At 71.7% G+C, this 17585-nt stretch carries 16 protein-coding genes; 6 read left to right on the top strand and 10 right to left on the bottom strand.

Translation table 11 applies throughout. The features are described 5' to 3' along the window. Nucleotides 1–9: 9 nt before the first annotated feature. The gene (locus tag ACSMXR_RS24340; protein ID WP_137231952.1) at nt 10–999 is read right to left on the bottom strand and encodes a hydrogen peroxide-inducible genes activator; all 990 of its coding nucleotides are present in this window, start codon (nt 997–999) and stop codon (nt 10–12) included. 133 nt (nt 1000–1132) lie between these two features. Between ACSMXR_RS24340 and ACSMXR_RS24335 the strand changes: the two genes are divergently transcribed. Together ACSMXR_RS24335 and ACSMXR_RS24330 are read left to right on the top strand one after the other, a co-directional pair. Next, nucleotides 1133–1687: a peroxiredoxin gene (locus ACSMXR_RS24335; RefSeq protein WP_007452441.1), complete on the top strand. Its 555-nt coding sequence runs from the start codon at nt 1133–1135 to the stop codon at nt 1685–1687. A gap of 12 nt (nt 1688–1699) precedes the next feature. After that, the gene (locus ACSMXR_RS24330) at nt 1700–2236 is read left to right on the top strand and encodes an alkyl hydroperoxide reductase (protein WP_103534245.1); all 537 of its coding nucleotides are present in this window, start codon (nt 1700–1702) and stop codon (nt 2234–2236) included. Nucleotides 2237–2319: 83 nt separating this feature from the next. On the opposite strand, the gene ACSMXR_RS24325 is transcribed toward ACSMXR_RS24330, so the two are convergent. From ACSMXR_RS24325 to ACSMXR_RS24310, 4 genes are all read right to left on the bottom strand, one after another. Continuing rightward, on the bottom strand, nt 2320–3723 hold the full coding sequence (locus ACSMXR_RS24325) for an AI-2E family transporter (RefSeq protein ID WP_473169909.1): 1404 nt from the start codon (nt 3721–3723) through the stop codon (nt 2320–2322). 153 nt (nt 3724–3876) lie between these two features. Beyond that, nucleotides 3877–4590 (bottom strand): aggregation-promoting factor C-terminal-like domain-containing protein, encoded by a 714-nt coding sequence (locus ACSMXR_RS24320; RefSeq protein ID WP_381906471.1) that lies wholly within the window; start codon nt 4588–4590, stop codon nt 3877–3879. A 389-nt stretch (nt 4591–4979) separates the two neighbouring features. Beyond that, nucleotides 4980–6302 (bottom strand): PhoH family protein, encoded by a 1323-nt coding sequence (locus ACSMXR_RS24315; RefSeq protein ID WP_103509986.1) that lies wholly within the window; start codon nt 6300–6302, stop codon nt 4980–4982. Between the two features lie 383 nt (nt 6303–6685). Further along, entirely contained in the window at nt 6686–7447 is a 762-nt protein-coding gene (locus ACSMXR_RS24310) for an isoprenyl transferase (protein ID WP_103509985.1), read from the bottom strand. A 262-nt stretch (nt 7448–7709) separates the two neighbouring features. Here ACSMXR_RS24310 and mgrA point away from each other — a divergent pair, with 262 nt between their 5' ends. Beyond that, on the top strand, nt 7710–8759 hold the full coding sequence (gene mgrA, locus ACSMXR_RS24305; RefSeq protein WP_218524922.1) for an L-glyceraldehyde 3-phosphate reductase: 1050 nt from the start codon (nt 7710–7712) through the stop codon (nt 8757–8759). A 331-nt stretch (nt 8760–9090) separates the two neighbouring features. Next, nucleotides 9091–10284 carry a winged helix DNA-binding domain-containing protein gene (locus ACSMXR_RS24300; protein WP_473169908.1) on the top strand — a complete coding sequence of 398 codons (1194 nt, stop codon included), beginning with the start codon at nt 9091–9093 and terminating at the stop codon, nt 10282–10284. A 110-nt stretch (nt 10285–10394) separates the two neighbouring features. Here ACSMXR_RS24300 and ACSMXR_RS24295 read toward each other — a convergent pair whose 3' ends face one another. The 3 genes from ACSMXR_RS24295 to ACSMXR_RS24285 form a co-directional block, all read right to left on the bottom strand. Beyond that, a complete protein-coding gene (locus ACSMXR_RS24295) occupies nt 10395–10841 on the bottom strand; it encodes a hypothetical protein (protein ID WP_218524923.1) in 447 nt (148 codons plus the stop codon). Nucleotides 10842–10978: 137 nt separating this feature from the next. Then, complete coding sequence (locus ACSMXR_RS24290) at nt 10979–11839, bottom strand: class I SAM-dependent methyltransferase (protein ID WP_473169907.1); 861 nt, start codon at nt 11837–11839, stop codon at nt 10979–10981. Nucleotides 11840–11930: 91 nt separating this feature from the next. Continuing rightward, nucleotides 11931–12728 (bottom strand): prepilin peptidase, encoded by a 798-nt coding sequence (locus ACSMXR_RS24285; protein ID WP_137231958.1) that lies wholly within the window; start codon nt 12726–12728, stop codon nt 11931–11933. 125 nt (nt 12729–12853) lie between these two features. Between ACSMXR_RS24285 and ACSMXR_RS24280 the strand changes: the two genes are divergently transcribed. Then, the gene (locus ACSMXR_RS24280) at nt 12854–13246 is read left to right on the top strand and encodes a DUF192 domain-containing protein (RefSeq protein ID WP_473169906.1); all 393 of its coding nucleotides are present in this window, start codon (nt 12854–12856) and stop codon (nt 13244–13246) included. 57 nt (nt 13247–13303) lie between these two features. Here ACSMXR_RS24280 and ACSMXR_RS24275 read toward each other — a convergent pair whose 3' ends face one another. Together ACSMXR_RS24275 and ACSMXR_RS24270 are read right to left on the bottom strand one after the other, a co-directional pair. After that, the gene (locus ACSMXR_RS24275; RefSeq protein ID WP_473169905.1) at nt 13304–14512 is read right to left on the bottom strand and encodes a hypothetical protein; all 1209 of its coding nucleotides are present in this window, start codon (nt 14510–14512) and stop codon (nt 13304–13306) included. A gap of 132 nt (nt 14513–14644) precedes the next feature. Further along, entirely contained in the window at nt 14645–15238 is a 594-nt protein-coding gene (locus ACSMXR_RS24270; protein ID WP_364886690.1) for a hypothetical protein, read from the bottom strand. A gap of 272 nt (nt 15239–15510) precedes the next feature. Here ACSMXR_RS24270 and ACSMXR_RS24265 point away from each other — a divergent pair, with 272 nt between their 5' ends. Next, nucleotides 15511–17547, top strand: coding sequence for a hypothetical protein (locus tag ACSMXR_RS24265; protein WP_473169904.1), 2037 nt, complete (start codon nt 15511–15513; stop codon nt 17545–17547). Nucleotides 17548–17585: the final 38 nt, after the last annotated feature.

Genomic DNA, 17585 nt, shown 5'->3' with positions numbered 1-17585 from the left:
CGCATGCGTTCATACGGGAGGGGCGTCGACCGGCCGCACCGGCAGCGGCTTCATCGCCTCGCGCAGCGCGGCGGCGAACTCCTCGAACTCGCCGCCCCGCGCCGACCCGGTCCGCATCGCCAGCGCGACCCGCCGGGTGGGCGCCGGGTCCGCGAAGTACCCGGTGGCCAGCGCCTCGTTGCGGCCGGTCTCCACGGTCACGGCGGTCCGGGGCAGCAGCGTCACACCGAGTCCCCCGGCGACCAGCTGGACCAGGGTGGAGAGCCCGGCGGCGGTCGTGGTGACCGGGGCGCCCTGGGTGCGGCCCGCCTCGCGGCAGATGTCCAGGGCCTGGTCGCGCAGGCAGTGCCCCTCGTCCAGGAGCAGCAGCGGCAGTTCGCGCAGCGCGTCGCGCGGGATGTCCGCGCGGCCGCCGAGCCAGTGGTCCTGCTCCATAACCAGCACGAAGTCCTCGTCGAAGAGCGGGATCTCGGTGACGCCCGGCACCCCGAGCGGCACGGCGAGCAGCAGCAGGTCAAGACGCCCGGCGGCGAGCCCTTCGAGCAGCGAGGAGGTCTGCTCCTCGTGGACCTGGAGGTCGAGTTGCGGGTAGCGCTCATGGACGAGGCGGAGCACGGTGGGCAGGAGATACGGGGCGACGGTCGGGATCACACCGAGCCGGAGGACTCCGGTGAACGGGGCGCGGACCGCCTCCGCCTCCTCCATCAGCGCGGCGACGGCCTCCAGCACCGCCCCGGCCCGCACCGCGAGCCGCTCCCCGGCGGGCGAGAGCAGCACCTTGCGCGTCGTACGCTCGATGAGCTGGACACCCAGTGCCTCCTCCAGGGTGGACACCGCTCCGGAGAGTGCCGGCTGACTCATCCCGATTGCTGCCGCCGCGTCCCGGAAGTGCAGATGCTCCGCCACCGCCGCGAAGGCGCGCAGCTGCGACAGACTGGGCTGCTTGCCGGGCGACTTACCGGACTGCTTGGGTCGTATGGCCTGATTTACCTGCGCCACTGATAGGCACCTCCGATCATCTCGACCGAGTGTAGCTATTTCCGTGATCAATGCACTCTGTGCCAAGGTGGAGCCCGTCCAACCCTCAGGAAGACCCTCAAAAAGGGAATTCCAGACGTTGCAAGGAGAGCGCGTGCTCACTGTCGGTGACAAGTTCCCCGAGTTCGACCTGACCGCCTGCGTTTCGCTGGAGAGCGGCAAGGAGTTCGAGCAGATCAACCACAAGACCTACGAGGGAAAGTGGAAGATCGTCTTCGCGTGGCCGAAGGACTTCACCTTCGTGTGCCCCACCGAGATCGCCGCCTTCGGCAAGCTCAACGAGGAGTTCGCCGACCGTGACGCCCAGGTCCTCGGCTTCTCCGGTGACTCCGAGTTCGTGCACCACGCCTGGCGCAAGGACCACCCGGACCTGACCGACCTGCCCTTCCCGATGCTGGCCGACTCGAAGCACGAGCTCATGCGTGACCTCGGCATCGAGGGCGAGGACGGCTTCGCCCAGCGCGCCGTCTTCATCGTCGACCAGAACAACGAGATCCAGTTCACGATGGTGACCGCCGGTTCCGTGGGCCGTAACCCCAAGGAGGTCCTGCGGGTCCTCGACGCCCTGCAGACCGACGAGCTGTGCCCGTGCAACTGGACCAAGGGCGAGAACACCCTCGACCCGGTCGCGCTCCTCTCGGGCGAGTGAGCTGATACCGACATGGCTCTCGACGAACTGAAGTCCGCCGTACCGGACTTCGCCAAGGACCTGAAGCTGAACCTCGGCTCGGTCATCGGCAACAGCGACCTCCCGCAGCAGCAGCTGTGGGGCACCGTGCTGGCCTGCGCGATCGCCTCGCGTTCGCCGAAGGTGCTGCGCGAGCTGGAGCCCGAGGCGAAGGCCAACCTCTCCGCCGAGGCGTACACCGCGGCGAAGTCGGCGGCCGCCATCATGGCGATGAACAACGTCTTCTACCGGACCCGGCACCTGCTGTCGGACCCGGAGTACGGCACGCTCCGCGCGGGCCTGCGGATGAACGTCATCGGCAACCCGGGCGTGGAGAAGGTCGACTTCGAGCTGTGGTCGCTCGCCGTCTCCGCGATCAACGGCTGCGGCCAGTGCCTGGACTCCCACGAGCAGGTGCTGCGCAAGGCCGGCGTGGACCGTGAGACCATTCAGGAAGCCGTCAAGGTCGCTTCGGTGATCCAGGCGGTCGGTGTGACCCTCGACGCCGAGGCCGTACTCGCCGAGCAGTGACACCGCACCACCCCTGATACGAGAAGAGCCCCGAGGACGACCGACCGTCCCCGGGGCTCTTCTTCGCGTTCCGTGCCGCTGCGCTACTCCTGCGGCGGCCGGTTCTCCTGCGGGCGTTCGCCCGGCGCGTCCTGCGGACCGGGTGAAGCCGGTGGCGCCGCCGGGGCGGCCGTGGCGTGCGCCGGGGTCATCGACAGGGCGGTGGCCCCGTGGTGCCCGCCGCTCTCGCCCGGCGAGCCCGGTTCACCGTACGAGCGCAGATAGCCGACCACCGTGTTGATCACGGCGACCAGCGGTACGGCGACCACGGCGCCGCCGATGCCCGCGACCAGCCCGCCGGTCGCGACCGCGAGGACCACCGCGAGCGGATGGACCCGCACCGCGCGGCCGAGGATGAACGGCTGCAGGATGTGGCCCTCGATCTGCTGCACCGCCAGGACCACCACCAGCGCCCACAGCGCGGTCCACACGCCCTCGGTGACCAGGGCGACGACCACCGCGAGCGCTCCGGAGACCACGGCGCCGACGAGCGGGATGAAGGCGAACAGGAAGATGAAGACGGCCAGCGGCACCGCGAGCGGCACATTGAGGACGTAGAGGCCGAAGCCGATGAAGATCGCGTCGATCAGGGCGACGAGCACCGTGCCGCGCACATACGCGGTCAGGGTGCGCCAGGCGCGCGGTCCCGCGCCGGCGACCCCGGGGCGGGCGGCGGCGGGCACCAGCTTGAGCGACCACTCCCAGATGCGTCGGCCGTCGTAGAGCAGGAAGAGCGTGGAGAACATCGCCAGCAGCAGCCCGGTGAGGAACTCCACCATCACGGTGACGCCCTGGAGCCCGGCGGAGGTGATCTCCTCGGTGTTGGTGCCGATGGTGTCGTTGAGGTTCTTGGCGAGGTCGTTGATCTGCGACTCGGTGACGTGGAAGGGGCTGTCGAGCGCCCAGCGCTTCAACTCGTCGATGCCGTCGCGGACCCGGTCGGAGAGCGTGTCGAGGTTCTCCATCACCTGCCACACCACGAACCAGCCGACCAGGCCGATGATGACGAACCCGAGGACGGCGGTCACGGCGGTGGCGAACCCGTGCGGCAGCCCGAACCGCTTGAGCCGGACGACGGTCGGCTGGAGCATCGCGGTGACGAGCAGCGCGGCGGCGAAGGCCAGCACGACGAGCTGGACCGCGCTGATCACCCGCATCAGCACCCAGAGCGTCCCCGCGAGGACGAGGAGCCGCCAGCCGGCCTCGGCGGCGACCCGCATCCCCCACGGGATCGCCGCGACCGGATCCGGCTTGGCGGCGACCGAGGGGGCGTAACTGGGCGGCGCGGGCACCTGCCCGGGGTCGTCGGCCTCGGCGACGGCGGGGTCCCCTCGGAGCACGAGGGGTTCGTCGTCGTCGACGGCGCGCGCCCGTCGCTCCTCCAGTCGCGCGCCCAGCTCCGTCAGTTCGGAACCGAAGCGGCCCAGCCAGCCCGGCAGTTTCGACATGCTCTCTTTCCTTCCCCCATCTTCGCCGCCCAGCGCTGTCGGCACTCACCGCACACCGGGATGCGACCGTACACGCGCGAGGCCCCCCACCGTCTGGACGGTGAGGGGCCTCGCGAGGTTGAGAGGGCGGTCCGTGGACTTCGCCCGCTCCCTCTAATACCAGTTGTTGGCCTGCCAGAAGGACCAGGCGCCGCACGGGCTGCCGTAACGGCCGTCCATGTAGCTCAGACCCCACTTGATCTGGGTGGCCGGGTTGGTCTGCCAGTCGGCGCCGGCGGAGGACATCTTGGAGCCCGGGAGCGCCTGCATCAGACCGTACGCCCCGGAGGACGGGTTGGACGCGCGGTAGTTCCAGGTCGACTCGTGGTTCACGATGTTGCTGAAGCACTGGAACTGGTCCGCGGGGACCATCTGACGGGCCATCGCCTGGACCTCGGCCACGCTGTACGAGCCCTGCGCGGAGAACGAGGAGGCGTCGCGGACGGAAGAACGGCTGGCGCGCTCGGCGTCTTCCTTCTTCTTCTGTTCCGCCTTGCGCTCGGCCTCGACCCGGTCCTCGGCCGCCTGCTTCTTGGACTTGGCGTCCTTGGCGGCCTGGATGCGGGCCGACTCCTCGGCCGACTTCTTCGCGGCGGCGTCGGCGGCGGATGCCTGGGCATCGGCCTGCTGCGTCAGCGAAGCGGTCTGGACCGCGGCCTGCTGGCCCGCGGGGATGTCTGCGAGCAGCGTGGTGTCGGCTGCGGCCGCCTCGAAGTTGTTGTCGTCGGCGGCAGGAGTGCCGCCCGCAGCAACGCCTACGACGGCGCCTACGGTGGTGACCGCGGTGGCAGATGCCACGGCGAACCCCCGGACCGAGATCCGGCTCACATGGTGTCCTTCCAGCATCGCCCGCTTAGGTGACCTCGCGGGCGCGTTCGTGCCCCTGGCGCTGGCCTCCCTACTGCGTGGGTCACGGGAGGCACGGGCCCGATGGGCAACCCCGGTGAGGAGGCTGCCGCGTGGTGCTCGCGGGCGGCATACGGGCGTCTCGTGTTGAGTTGTGTGGTGCGTGGCACCTCTGGAGGTGCCCAAGTGCCGTATGCGGGGCCTGACGGAAGCAAGACTCTGCCGGACGGGGACGCCAGGAGGCAATTCTGTGTTGCGTGGGAAAGGTCACACCCCGTTTGGGCCACCGGTTTTCCGGAAATGACGGCGCAGCACAATGCCGCCCGGCTAAGCTCCTTGGCTCGCCGGGCGGCATCAATGGGGCATGCGGGTCAGATGTGGCCTTCCTCCAGCATTTCGGTCACCAGCGCGGCGATCTGCGAACGCTCCGACCGCGTGAGCGTGACGTGGGCGAACAGCGGATGGCCCTTCAGCTTCTCGACGACGGCGACGACTCCGTCGTACCGGCCGACCCGGAGGTTGTCCCGCTGGGCCACGTCGTGGGTGAGCACGACACGCGAATTCGCCCCGATTCGGGACAACACGGTCAGCAGGACGTTCCGTTCGAGCGACTGCGCCTCGTCGACGATCACGAACGCGTCGTGCAGCGAGCGGCCGCGGATGTGGGTGAGCGGCAGGACCTCCAGCATCCCGCGCCCGAGCACCTCCTCGATGACCTCGCGCCCGGCGACCGCCGAGAGCGTGTCGAAGACCGCCTGCGCCCAGGGGCTCATCTTCTCGGCCTCGCTGCCGGGGAGATAGCCGAGCTCCTGGCCGCCCACCGCGTACAGCGGACGGAAGACCATCACCTTCTTGTGCTGCCGGCGCTCCAGCACCGCCTCCAGCCCCGCGCAGAGGGCCAGCGCCGACTTGCCGGTGCCCGCGCGTCCGCCCAGCGACACGATGCCGACGTCGCTGTCGAGGAGGAGGTCGAGGGCGATCCGCTGCTCGGCGCTGCGCCCGTGGATGCCGAAGGCCTCCCGGTCGCCCCGCACGAGCCGCACATTGCCCTCGGCCGTCACCCGGCCGAGCGCCTTGCCGCGCTCGGACTGGAGGACCAGGCCGGTGTGCACGGGCAGCTCGGCGGCCTCGGGGACGTACAGCGTCTCCTCGCTGAACAGCAGGTCGATCTGTTCCCCGGCGAGGGACAGTTCGCTCATGCCGGTCCAGCCGGAGTCCGTGATGGCGAGCTCCGCGCGGTACTCCTCGGCGAGGAGGCCCACGGAGGAGGCCTTGATACGGAGCGGCAGGTCCTTGGAGACGACCGTGACGTCGTACCCCTCGGCCTGGAGGTTGCGTGCGACCGCGAGGATCCGTGAGTCGTTGTCCCCCAACCGGTAGCCGGCGGGCAGGACGCCGGGATCGGAGTGGTTGAGCTCGACACGGAGCGACCCGCCCAGATCCCCGAGCGGGATCGGGGCGTCCAGCCGGCCGTACCGGACCCGGAAGTCGTCCAGCAGGCGCAGGGCCTGCCGGGCGAAGTAGCCGAGCTCCGGATGGTGCCGTTTGGCCTCCAGTTCCGTGACCACCACGATCGGCAGCACGACTTCGTGCTCGTCGAAGCGGGCCATGGCGCCTGGGTCGGCCAGCAGGACGCTGGTGTCGAGAACGTAGGTGCGCCTGTCGGGCATGCGGCGCTTAGTACTGGTCACCACGGAAGGACGTACCCCCTCGGACGAGGTCGGGGAGTGCGACGAACGGTCGCGGAGCTTCCCGAAGGGAGAGGACGGACCGGGATCGGGCCCCACTGCGCGGGCCGGACCACGGCCTCCGCGTCGGCCGCACGCTGTGTACGGTCCTTCGTGTGCAAAGGGCCTCCCGGGCGAGCGGTCTTGGCGCCGCTCACTTGGACACGACATCCGCCTGGTTGATGACCGGACGTCGACCTGACAGGGGTATTCCCTTTATCGCGCGAAGCCATGCCGCCGCATATGACACGGTGTGGAGAAGTCCCGGTGGACGCGCGGTGGCCCCTTATATACGCGATGACTCCCCTATATAGAGGAGTCATCGGGCGGTACGGGTGCGGCAGGGCCGTTCAGGCGCCGTAGCGGCGGTGGCGGGCGGCGTAGTCGCGCAGCGCCCGGAGGAAGTCGACCTTGCGGAAGGCCGGCCAGAAGACCTCGCAGAAGTAGTACTCCGAATGGGCGCTCTGCCAGAGCATGAAGCCCGACAGCCGCTGCTCGCCACTGGTCCGGATCACCAGGTCCGGGTCGGGCTGGCCCCGGGTGTAGAGGTGCTCGGAGATCAGGTCGGTGGAGACGACCTCGGCCAGCTCCTCGAAGCTGGTGCCCTTCTCGGAGTGCTCCAGGAGCAGCGAGCGGACGGCGTCCGCGATCTCCTGGCGGCCGCCGTAGCCGACTGCGACATTGACGATTATTCCATCGATACCGGACGTCGACTCCTCGGCCTCCTTGAGGACCGTCTGCGTCTCGGCCGGAAGCAGGTCGAGCGTGCCGACGTGGTGGACGCGCCAGCGCCCGTCCGCGGCGAGGTTGCGCACGGTGTTCTCGATGATGCCGAGCAGCGGTTTCAGCTCGTGCTCGGGCCGGTCGAAGTTGTCCGTGGACAGCATCCAGAGGGTGACGACCTCGACATCGGTCTCGTCGCACCAGCCGAGCAGCTCGGAGATCTTGTCCGCACCGGCCTGGTGGCCCTGCACGGCTGATCCGCCGGAGGCCTTGGCCCACCGCCGGTTGCCGTCGAGGATGACCCCGATGTGCTTCGGCACCTGGTCGTGGTCCAGGCGGCCTTCCACCCGGCGCGCGTAGAGCCTGTACACCAGGTCGCGGAAGTTCACTGCGTTCACCCTCTCGGTTCCGTACGGGCCCGGGCCCGCCCTCCCCGTCGCCGGGGGTCCGGGGGCCGTCCCCCCACAGGGGATCGCTGCACGGTCTGCGGCGCCCGCGCGATCCCTCGGCGGCCGCGCCTCTACCACTGGCACGGGCCGCGCGGGCCTTCGCCGCGCCGCACATCGGCGTTCCCCGAAGCGGCCACATTACTGCGATCGGGTCACGGGGGCCCAACCCGGTCTGTCACAACTCCGTGATAAGGAATGAAACGTGACTGATTACCTCTCCCCCGACCTGTATTACCGTGCCGCCGATACGCGCTACGACTCCATGGAGTACCGCCGGACCGGACGCAGCGGCCTCAAGCTGCCCGCCCTCTCGCTGGGCCTGTGGCACAACTTCGGCGACGACCGGGCGCTGGACTCCCAGCGGGCGATCCTGCGCCGCGCCTTCGATCTCGGCGTCACCCACTTCGACCTGGCCAACAACTACGGCCCGCCGCCCGGTTCGGCCGAGCTGAACTTCGGCAAGCTCTTCGCCCAGGATTTCGCACCGTACCGTGATGAACTGGTCATTTCGACCAAGGCCGGTTATCTGATGCACCCCGGCCCGTACGGCGAGTGGGGCTCGCGGAAGTACCTGCTGTCCTCGCTCGACGCCTCGCTGAAGCGGATGGGCGTGGACTACGTCGACGTCTTCTACTCGCACCGCTTCGACCCGCACACCCCGCTGGAGGAGACGATGGGCGCCCTGGCGTCCGCCGTCCAGCAGGGCAAGGCCCTGTACGTGGGCGTCTCCTCGTACAACGCGGAGCAGACCGCCGAGGCGGCCCGGCTGCTCAAGGAGATGGGCGTACCGGCGCTGATCCACCAGCCGTCCTACTCCATGATCAACCGCTGGATCGAGGACGACGGGCTGCTCGACACCCTGGAGGCGGCCGGGATGGGCTGCATCTCCTTCGTGCCGCTCGCCCAGGGCCTGCTCACGAACAAGTATCTGCAGGGCATCCCGGAGGGCTCGCGCGCCACCCAGGGCAAGTCCCTCGACCCGGGTCTGCTCTCCGACGAGGTGGTCCGCCGGCTCAACGGGCTCAACGACATCGCGCGGGGCCGCGGCCAGTCGCTCGCCCAGCTCGCCATCGCGTGGGTGCTGCGCGACAGCCGGATGACCTCGGCGCTGATCGGCGCGTCCAGCGTCAAGCAGCTGGAGGAGAACGTGGCGGCCCTCGCGGGTCCGGCGCTGACCGCCGAGGAGCTGAAGGCGATCGACGTCTTCGCCGTGGACACGGCGGGCACGAACATCTGGGCCGGCCGCAGCTGACGTCGGCTCAATGAGGCTCCGGGCCGCAGGGCCTTCGGCCCGGGCCCGGGGCCCGGCTCCGGCCCACAAAAAAACGGGCCGGTCCGTGGGGGGGGATACGGACCGGCCCGAGGGGGGGTTTCCACCATAACCCTTCGTAAGTGCCGGCGCGTGCCACGCCACTCCATCATTACTCTCCGGATTCGCCGGACCGCGCTCCGAGCAGGACGCACGCGCGCCGGACCCCCGATATCGGCCCTCGTATCGAGGGGTCGCCGGACGCCGCCGCCTTGACGCCGCCGGGGTGAGGCAGCGGACAGATCCTGACCTCTACGGGCTCTAGGTTCGAGGCATGACGACACGATCCCGTGGGGCCGCGACCCCGGCCACGACCGTGACCTGGGCCGGGGCGAACGCCCGGCGGCTGGCCCGCCAGCACCTCCACCCGGACGGAGCCGGCGGTGCGTCGCCCTTCGCCTCCCCCGGTGAGGCGGTGGCCGCGATGCTCGGCGCGCACGCCCAGGTGCTGTCGGCGGCCGAGCTGTCCGTGGGGCTGCGCGGGGGCGGAACGACCCGTACGGACGTCCGTACGGCTCTGTGGACCGACCGGAGCCTGGTCAAGACGTTCGGGCCGCGCGGCACGGTCCATCTGCTGCCCGCCGCGGATCTGCCCCTGTGGACCGGCGCGCTGTCCGCCGTACCGACGGGCACGAGCCCCTTCGCCAAGGACGCCCGGATGACCCCGGACCAGGTGGAGCAGGTCGTCGCGGCCGTCGCGGCGGCGCTGACCGGGGCGGAGCTCACGATCGACGAGCTCTCCGACGAGGTCGTCGCGCGGACCGGGCCGTGGGCCGGGGACCTGGTGATGCCCGGGTTCCAGGCGATGTGGCCGCGCTGGCGGCAGGTCCTCCACCTGGCGGGCCACCGGGGCGCCCTCGCCTACGCCCCGAACCGGGGCCGGAAGGCGACGTACACCAACCCCGGGTGCACCCCGCTGCCCGGACCCGGGGCGCTGGCGGCCCTGATCGAGCGGTACCTGTACGCGTACGGGCCCGCCACCCCCGCGCACTTCGCCCGCTGGCTGGCCGCGCCGAGGCCCTGGGCGGCCGAGCGGTTCGCCGCGCTGGCGGCGTCGGGGGCGATCGAGGAGGTGGTGTTCGCGGGCGAGGGCCCGGCCTGGGTGGTCGCGGGCGACACGGACTTCCCGGCGGAGCGGGTACGGGGCGTGCGCCTGCTCCCGTACTTCGACGCGTTCGCCATCGCCTCGTGGCCCCGCGAGAAGCTGTTCCCGGGGGCGGCGTACGAACGGGCCCTCGGGGGCGGGCAGGCGGGGAACTTCCCGGTGGTGCTGGTGGACGGCACGGTGGCGGGCGTCTGGCACCAGCGCCGCTCGGGCCGCCGGATCGCGGTGACGGTGGAGCCGCTGAAGCCCCTGTCCACGCCCCGGCTGCGGGCGCTGGAGGAGCAGGTGGAGCGGGTCGCCGCGATCATGGAGGGCGCGGCGGAACTGACGGTCGGCCCGGTGGCGGTGGGGCCGCATGCGTAGGGGCGGGCGTGCGGGCGGGTGACGTGCGCGTACGGGCGGGGCCCGGCGTGGGGCGGGACGCGGCGGGGCGGGTCAGGGACGGGGGGCTGGACGCGGCGAGGCGGGGCGGGTCAGGGGCGGGGGTCGAAGCGGACCGCCATCGTGTCCCCGGCGGTCACCACGAAGTCCCCCTCCTCGCACCGGATCACGGCCTGGAGCACCTCCCCGTCGGCGTCCCTGAGCTCCTGGGTGCCCACCACCGTCCACGCTCCCCCGTACGGCACCGGCGGCAGGAGGGCGGGCGGGGCGTGCTGCCAGCGGCTCGCCGGTACGCACCAGTCGGGCAGCCGCGGCCAGGTGCCCGGGGTGACGCGTAACGTCCGGTCGGAGGTACAGGTCAGCAGGACGGACTGGTCCTCCGCGAGGACGAACTCCACGGCCTCCGGCTCGCCCGCCCGGCCCTCGGGCCGGTAGTAGACCCCGAGGACGGCGGTGATCCTGGCTCCCGTGAGCCAGTCGGCCTTGCCGTGCCGCGCGCGCCCGGCCGGCCCCGCACAGTCTTCCCTCTCCACGGTCATGAGCGCTTCCACTCCTTCGCTGTGCGTGCGTCCCGACGAGTAGGACGGCGGCCCGCCCGATCCCGTTGCCTCCGGGGCAAGGCTGAACTGGCGTACGGGGTAGGCCGGTTGACCGGCCGGCCGGGGTCCGGCGGCCGCTACCGGGGCTTGCGGGCCTCGATCAGGAAGCGGGCGGTGCGGGCCCGGAACGGTCCTTCCTCCTCGATCTGCCGGTGCAGTGCGGCCAGTTGGGGCCGGTACCGCTCGGCGGTGAATCCGGGCACCATCCAGATCACCTTGCGCAGGAAGTAGACCACCGCGCCGATGTCGCGGAACTCGGTGCGCAGGGTCTCGGAGCGCAGGTCCACCACGTCGAGACCGGCCGCCGTCGCTGCGGCCACCGCGTCGTCCGGGTGCCGGCCGCGGCGGACCTCGGGCGGCTGCGGCCCGAGGAAGTACTCCACGAGCTCGAAGACGCTGGCCGGGCCGACCTGTTGCGAGAAGTACGTGCCGCCGGGGGTCAGGACGCGCGCGATCTCCTCCCACCACGTGGTGACCGGATGACGGCTGACCACCAGGTCGAAGGCGGCGTCGCCGAAGGGCAGCGGCGGTTCGTCCGCGTCGGCGACGACGACCGCGCCGAGCGGGTGCAGCAGGGCGGTGGCGCGGGCGACGTTCGGCGGCCAGGCCTCCGTGGCGACGGTGACCGGCGGAAGCTTCGGCGCGGCGGCCAGCACCTCGCCGCCCCCGGTCTGGAGGTCGAGCGCGGCGTGGGCCCGGCCGAGCCGCTCGGCCATCGCGCGGGCGTACCCCCAGGAGGGGCGTTCCTCGGTGGCCCGGCCGTCGAGCCAGGAGAAGTCCCATCCGTCCACGGAGACCGCGTCGGCCTCGGCGACGAGAGCCTCGAACCGGTCGCGGGATGCCGTGGAGGCAAAAGAGCCGGAGGGTCCGGAGGAGTCGGCGGAGCCGGAGGAGCCGGAGGGGCGGTCGGAAGGGGCGGGAGCGGATGGTTCGGGCATACGGGAATCGTGTCAGGCGGTCGCGGGGCGCGCGAACGGATTCCGGGCGAAGCACACCGTGCACACCCCGCATGCGGGGCCGGGCCCCGTCTCACACCGCGAGCGCCCCCAGCAGCAGCCCGGTCAGCGCACCGGCGATCATGAACGGGCCGAACGGGATGCCCGTCCTGCGCCCGGCCCGGCGCAGCAGCACCAGGGAGAGTCCGTACGCCGCCCCGAAGAGGAACCCGGCGAACCCGCCCAGGAACAGCACGGTCCAGCCGTACCAGCCGAGGGCCACGCCCAGGGCGAGGGCGAGCTTCACATCGCCGAAGCCCATGCCGTTCGGGTTGATCAGGAAGAGCAGGAAGTAGAAGCCGCCGAGGGCCAGGCCGCCCAGCAGGCCGGAGGTCCAGGATCCGGCGTGTCCGGGAAGCAGTGCGGCGCCGCCGAGGAGCAGGACGGCCGCGGCCGCCAGCGGCAGGGTCAGCGGGTCGGGCAGCCGGTGGACCCGGCGGTCGACGACGGCGAGGAGCACGGCGACCGGGGCCAGCGCCAGCCACCCGATGAGTTCGGGCCTGGCCCCGGTGGCGGCGGCGAGCGCGACACAGGCGACCACGGTGACCAGGGGGGCGAGGACGCCGGGGGCGTAGCCGGGCGGTGCTCCCGGGGCGGGAGTTCCGGCGGCGGTGTCGTCCTCGGGTGCGGCGGGCGTCCCCGGGGCGGCGCAGGGCGCGCAACGGGCCGGGCCGAGCCAGCCGCGGACCGGGCCGGTGAGCGGATGGCCGGCGGGGCACGCCGTGCGCCAGGGCTCCTCCGGCTCGACGGCGAACCGGTAGGCGGCACGCGGGATCAGCAGTCCGGTGACGGCACCCCAGACCGCGGCGACGGCGAGCAGCGCGGCGTCCACGGGACGACCCTAACGGGCGGCGGGAACAGGGGTCTTGGGTCCGGGGGCCCAGGAATGACCTTTCGGGGCCCAAGCGTGGGCGTTCGGGAACCACCGGCGTCCGGCCGGGGCTACGGTCGGTGCCCATGAGGACATGGCGCGATGGCGACGGGACGCTCACGGTCGGCACGGACTCCGCGGCAGGGGCCCGGGAGGTGCCGCTGCGGATAGCGGCCTCGTACCGGGCCCGTACCCGGGGGCTGCTCGGGCGGGACGGGATCGAGGGGGCGATGATGCTCACGCCGTGCGGCAGTGTGCACACCTTCCGGATGCGGTTCCCGATCGATGTGGCGTACCTGGACCGGAAGTTCACCGTGCTGGCCGTCCGCACGATGAAGCCCGGCCGCCTCGGCCTGCCCCGGCTGCGGGCCCGGCATGTGGTGGAGGCGGAGGCCGGGGCGATGGAGCGGTGGGGCGTGCGTCCCGGCGTACGGGTGGAGCTGAAGGCGGCACCGGCCACCGCGCCGGAAGCCCGCTAGGACACCTCCCAGGAGCACGCGGCCTTACGGCGGGCCCGCGCCCGAGCAGGTCCGGGCTTACGGCGGGCCCGCGCCCAGCAGGGTCCAGGCCCCGTAACCGGCGGACGCGCAGGCGAGGACGGCGAGAACGGCGGCGGTACGTCCCGTGGTGCGCAGCCGCAGCAGGGCGACGGCGGGCGGGAGCAGCAGCGGGAACGCGGGCATCATCAGGCGCGGCCGGGAGCCGAAGTATCCGGCGCCGATCAGCGAGATGACGACGATCGTGAGGGCGTAGACGAGGACCGGGAGCGGCTGCCGCTGCCGTACGCAGAGCACCACCAGCCACCCGAGCAGCCCGAGCGCCGCGCACAGGCCGAGGGCGGCGGGCCACGGGAGCCCGGCGATGAAGGCGGCGAGCGCGCGGCCGCCGTCGATGTTGTTGCCCCACTGCGCCTGGACGTCGAAGTAGGCGAACGGGCTGCCTTCGCGTACGGCGACGAACACCACGTACGCCAGCCAGCCGAGCGGTGCGAGCGCCACGCCCGCGATCATCCGGGCGTTGCGGCGCAGGACCGGACCGATGCCACCGCGACCGTCGCCCGCGCGGTACTCGCGTACGAGGGTGACGGCGGCGGTGATCGCCAGGGCGGCGATGAGCGCCGCCGCCGTGGGCCGGGTGAGCCCCGCCAGGACGGTCAGCGCGCCCGCGACGATCCAGCGGCCCTTGAGGACGGCGTACAGCGCCCAGGCGGCCAGGGCGGTGAACAGGGTCTCCGTGTACGCCATCGACTGGACGAACGCCGTCGGGTACACGCCCCAGAGCGCGGCCAGCACCACGCCCGTACGCCGTCCGTGCAGCTGGGCGCCGACGGCGAAGATGCCCCAGGCGGCGAGCAGCCCGGCGGTCCAGGCGACCAGGAGCCCGGCGCCGCCGAGGGTGAGCGGAGTCACGGCGGAGAGGGCGCGTTCCAGGGCCGGGAGGAGCGGGAAGAACGCCAGATCGGAGTGGACGGAGCCGTCCGGGAGGGTGACGGTGTAGCGGTAGCCGTGCTCGGCGATGCGCTGGTACCAGACGGAGTCCCAGCGTCCGCTGAGCGGCCCCAGGGGGTCCTTCCCGGCGGCGGAGGCGGCCGCCCAGAAGGCCAGGAGCCCCAGGGCCCGGGCGCCGGCGTAGACCGCGAGCGCGGGCGCGGCGGCCCGGAACGCGGCGGCGGCCCGGGACCCGGGGGTGCGGGGGCCCCGGGCCGGACCGGCGGGCGTCCGGGTGCGGAGCTGGTGATCGGACATACGGCCGATTATGACGTCGTCGGGGGACGTTTCCCGCCACGGGCTCGCCTTCTCCGCCACGGGCGGGAGCGGGCACCGCCCGTGGCGGGACCGTCGGCCGGGCGGCAGGGTCGGCGGCCCGCCCGGCACGTCTCAGACGCCGAGCACCTCGTTCCCGAAGACCTTCCACGGCGACATCTCCACCGCGTCCATGACCGCCAGCTGCGGGTGCCGGGCCGCCGTCTCGTCCCGTACGGCGACCGTGTCCGGCCAGCTGTCGAGGTGCGCGGCGCCCTCGATGACGACGCCGTCCCAGTCGGTGGTGGCCGTCTCGCCGCTGCGGTCGACGACGAAGCCGATGCACAGCACCGAGGCCCGCCCCACCGTCCGCCGGATGGCGCTCACCGCCCGCTCCCGTTCCGGCACGGGCAGCTCCCCGACGGAGAACTCGACGGCGACGACACCGGCCCGGGCCCGCCGGATGCGCACCAGGAGGTCGAGGCCCGTGCCGGTCCACAACCGGAAGCCGACCTCGTGCAGCCGCTGGAGTCCGGCGAGGGACAGCAACTGCTCGCGAGTGACGGGCGAACGTGCGCCCAGGGAGGCGGAGTCGAGGCTGACGAGCATCGTGCGGCCGGTCACCGGGTGCGCCGGGCGGAGCCCCTCGGCCTCCAGGTCGCCCAGCAGCGTCCGGGCGTCCAGCCTGGTCCAGCCCAGGTGGTACGAGTAGAAGAATCCGGCACTCATGGACGCCCACCCCCATCGCTCTGCATCGCGGCGGCGTCGTGGTCGGCGACCCCCGGCACCAGTGAGCGTACTGAGCGGCGGCCGGGGCGGCGTGGGCCCACGGGCCCACGGCCGGCCCCAAGCGGAACGACCGCCACGCCCCGCCGCAACACCGCTTCCGCCGCCCGCACTTGGGCCCGGCTTTGGGACCCGGGGCCCGGGCGGGGGCAGCTTTTCGGCCGTACGCTCTCAGCCGTCGGGCAACATGCGCGGGGTCGATGGAGAGGTGCACCGTGAGCGGTGGCGGGGGCTGGGGAGACCGGAGCGCGGGCCATATACCGCCGGGACGCCACGGCCTCGCGGGGCCGGGGTCCGCACGCCACGGCCAACAGGGCAGCCGTCAACAGGGCAGCCGCTTCTTCGCGTTGACCCGAAGCTGGGTGATCGGCGGCCTCGTCTATCTCGCCCTCGGGTTCGTCATGAGCCGGGTCCTGGTCGAACTGCTGGGCACCGAGGAGCGGTTGGAGTCCTTCGGCTGGCGGCTGGCCCTGCTCCACCTGCCCGCCCTCGTCGTGACCCTGCTGACGGTCCTGGCCGCCGCCCGGATCCTCCCCGAGGAGCACCGCGAGTCCTCCCGCACCCTGTATCTGCTCGCCGCCCTGGCCGTACCACTGGCAGGCCTGGCGTACGGCTTCGCCGTCGCCGGGGAGGTCGTCGGCATCGAGGGCGTCCTCATGCCGGCCGTCTCGCTGGCGGCCGGCGCGGCGTCGGGGGTGGCGGTCGACCGGCTGCTGGAGGAGCGCGCCACCCGGACACCGGAGCCGCCCCGGTACTCGTACAACTGGCGGGACGGCGGCGCGACCGCGATGGAGTACCTGGGTCTCGTCGTCCTCGTCACCATGCTGATCGGCGCGATGGCGATGGCCGGGGTCGGCGGGAAGATCGGGGAGCGGCTGCGGTGCGCGATCAGCTCGCTGGCCGGTGGCGGCGGCTCCTGTTCCTCCGGCGGCCAGGACCCGGAGGCGAAGCCGAAGACCGACGCGGACTACGAGCCCAAGATGTGCCAGATCTCCACCATCTCGGACACGGCGGGCGGCAAGGTCAAGATCGGCTGGTTCGAGTGGGGCGAGGAGTACGGCTTCCAGCAGAAGGTCTCGCAGGCGAGCACCGATGTGAACGGTGACGGGAAGGTCGACGGCGACGACAAGGTCGTCTCCATGACGTTCACCGACGCCGCCTCCGCCGGGGCCACCGCCAGCACCCCGGGCGTGAAGCTCGGCAGCCTCGGCAAGGCGGATGTCGACATCGGCGGCGGCATCAAGATCACCAACGGTGACACCTGGATCTTCTCCAGCGAGGAGGAGGCGCAGAAGATGCGGGACGACATCGAGGAAATGAAGATGTGGGAGACCTCCACCAAGCACAGCGGCGCCTACGGCGGCGGCTGGTACTCCGCGATGAAGTGGGCGGAGAAGAAGGAGGACATCGAGAAGAAGATCGGCGACAAGAAGATCTCCTACTCGACCGTCGGTCTCAACGCCTACGCGGACGGCGGCCTTTCGGTCAAGGGCGGCGACGAGGACGAACTCGGCGCCAAGCTGGGCGGCAAGGCGAAGTTCTCGCCCGAGGTGACGATCACCAAGGACGACGTGAACGGCAACGAGTCGTACACGTACACCGCCAAACTCGAACTGGAGGGCAAGGCCGGCGGGAACGTCGGGCCGATCAAGGGGACCGTGGGCGCGAAGCAGAACCGCACCGGCGCGATCACCGTCACCCGCGACCAGAAGACCGGCAAGATCGTCCGTATCGACATGACGCAGACGGTGGAGAGCGGTTCGACCTCCGGCAAGGTGGAGGTCGGCGGCGACAACGGTGAGAACGGCCAGGACAAGCGCGGCGGCAAGGGCAGCGCGTCGGACTCCTCGGGCGAGACCGGCATCGACGTGGTGACCAACTCGATCGTCTTCGGCAAGGACACGGACGCGGCGACCGAGGCGAACCGGGCCGTCGCCGAACAGTGGCTGGGCGGCTCGGGCAACAACACCGCCCCGTTCGAGTACCTCTTCGGCGACCACGGCATGGAGAACCGCCCGGAGGGCAACGACCCCTTCCAGCAGCTGATGTTCGAGGACGGGCTGTCCAGCAGCATGCGGTACACCGGTGAGAGCGACGCCCAGGAGTTCGGCTTCGAGATCTCCCTCGGGATGAGCCTCGGATTCTCGGTCTCCACGGAGCAGAAGAAGGAGTCGCTGGAGGACGCGCAGTTCCTCGGGGCCCCGCAGGGCGACCGGCGGACGTATCTTCCGTACAGCTACTGCGCGAACTGAACGGGCGGTGACAGAGACGATGAGTACCGGAACGCGGA

Source organism: Streptomyces sp. DSM 106670, assembly GCF_055792845.1.
Note: the sequence above shows the minus strand (reverse complement) of the source record. Positions and strands in the feature narration are given on the sequence as shown.

Coding starts and splice junctions, on each gene's coding strand:
- ACSMXR_RS24300 (WP_473169908.1), top strand. CDS start 9,091: ATGACGACACGATCCCGTGGGGCCGCGACCCCGGCCACGACCGTGACC.
- ACSMXR_RS24280 (WP_473169906.1), top strand. CDS start 12,854: ATGAGGACATGGCGCGATGGCGACGGGACGCTCACGGTCGGCACGGAC.
- ACSMXR_RS24275 (WP_473169905.1), bottom strand. CDS start 14,512: ATGTCCGATCACCAGCTCCGCACCCGGACGCCCGCCGGTCCGGCCCGG.
- ACSMXR_RS24330 (WP_103534245.1), top strand. CDS start 1,700: ATGGCTCTCGACGAACTGAAGTCCGCCGTACCGGACTTCGCCAAGGAC.
- ACSMXR_RS24295 (WP_218524923.1), bottom strand. CDS start 10,841: ATGACCGTGGAGAGGGAAGACTGTGCGGGGCCGGCCGGGCGCGCGCGG.
- ACSMXR_RS24270 (WP_364886690.1), bottom strand. CDS start 15,238: ATGAGTGCCGGATTCTTCTACTCGTACCACCTGGGCTGGACCAGGCTG.
- ACSMXR_RS24325 (WP_473169909.1), bottom strand. CDS start 3,723: ATGTCGAAACTGCCGGGCTGGCTGGGCCGCTTCGGTTCCGAACTGACG.
- ACSMXR_RS24290 (WP_473169907.1), bottom strand. CDS start 11,839: ATGCCCGAACCATCCGCTCCCGCCCCTTCCGACCGCCCCTCCGGCTCC.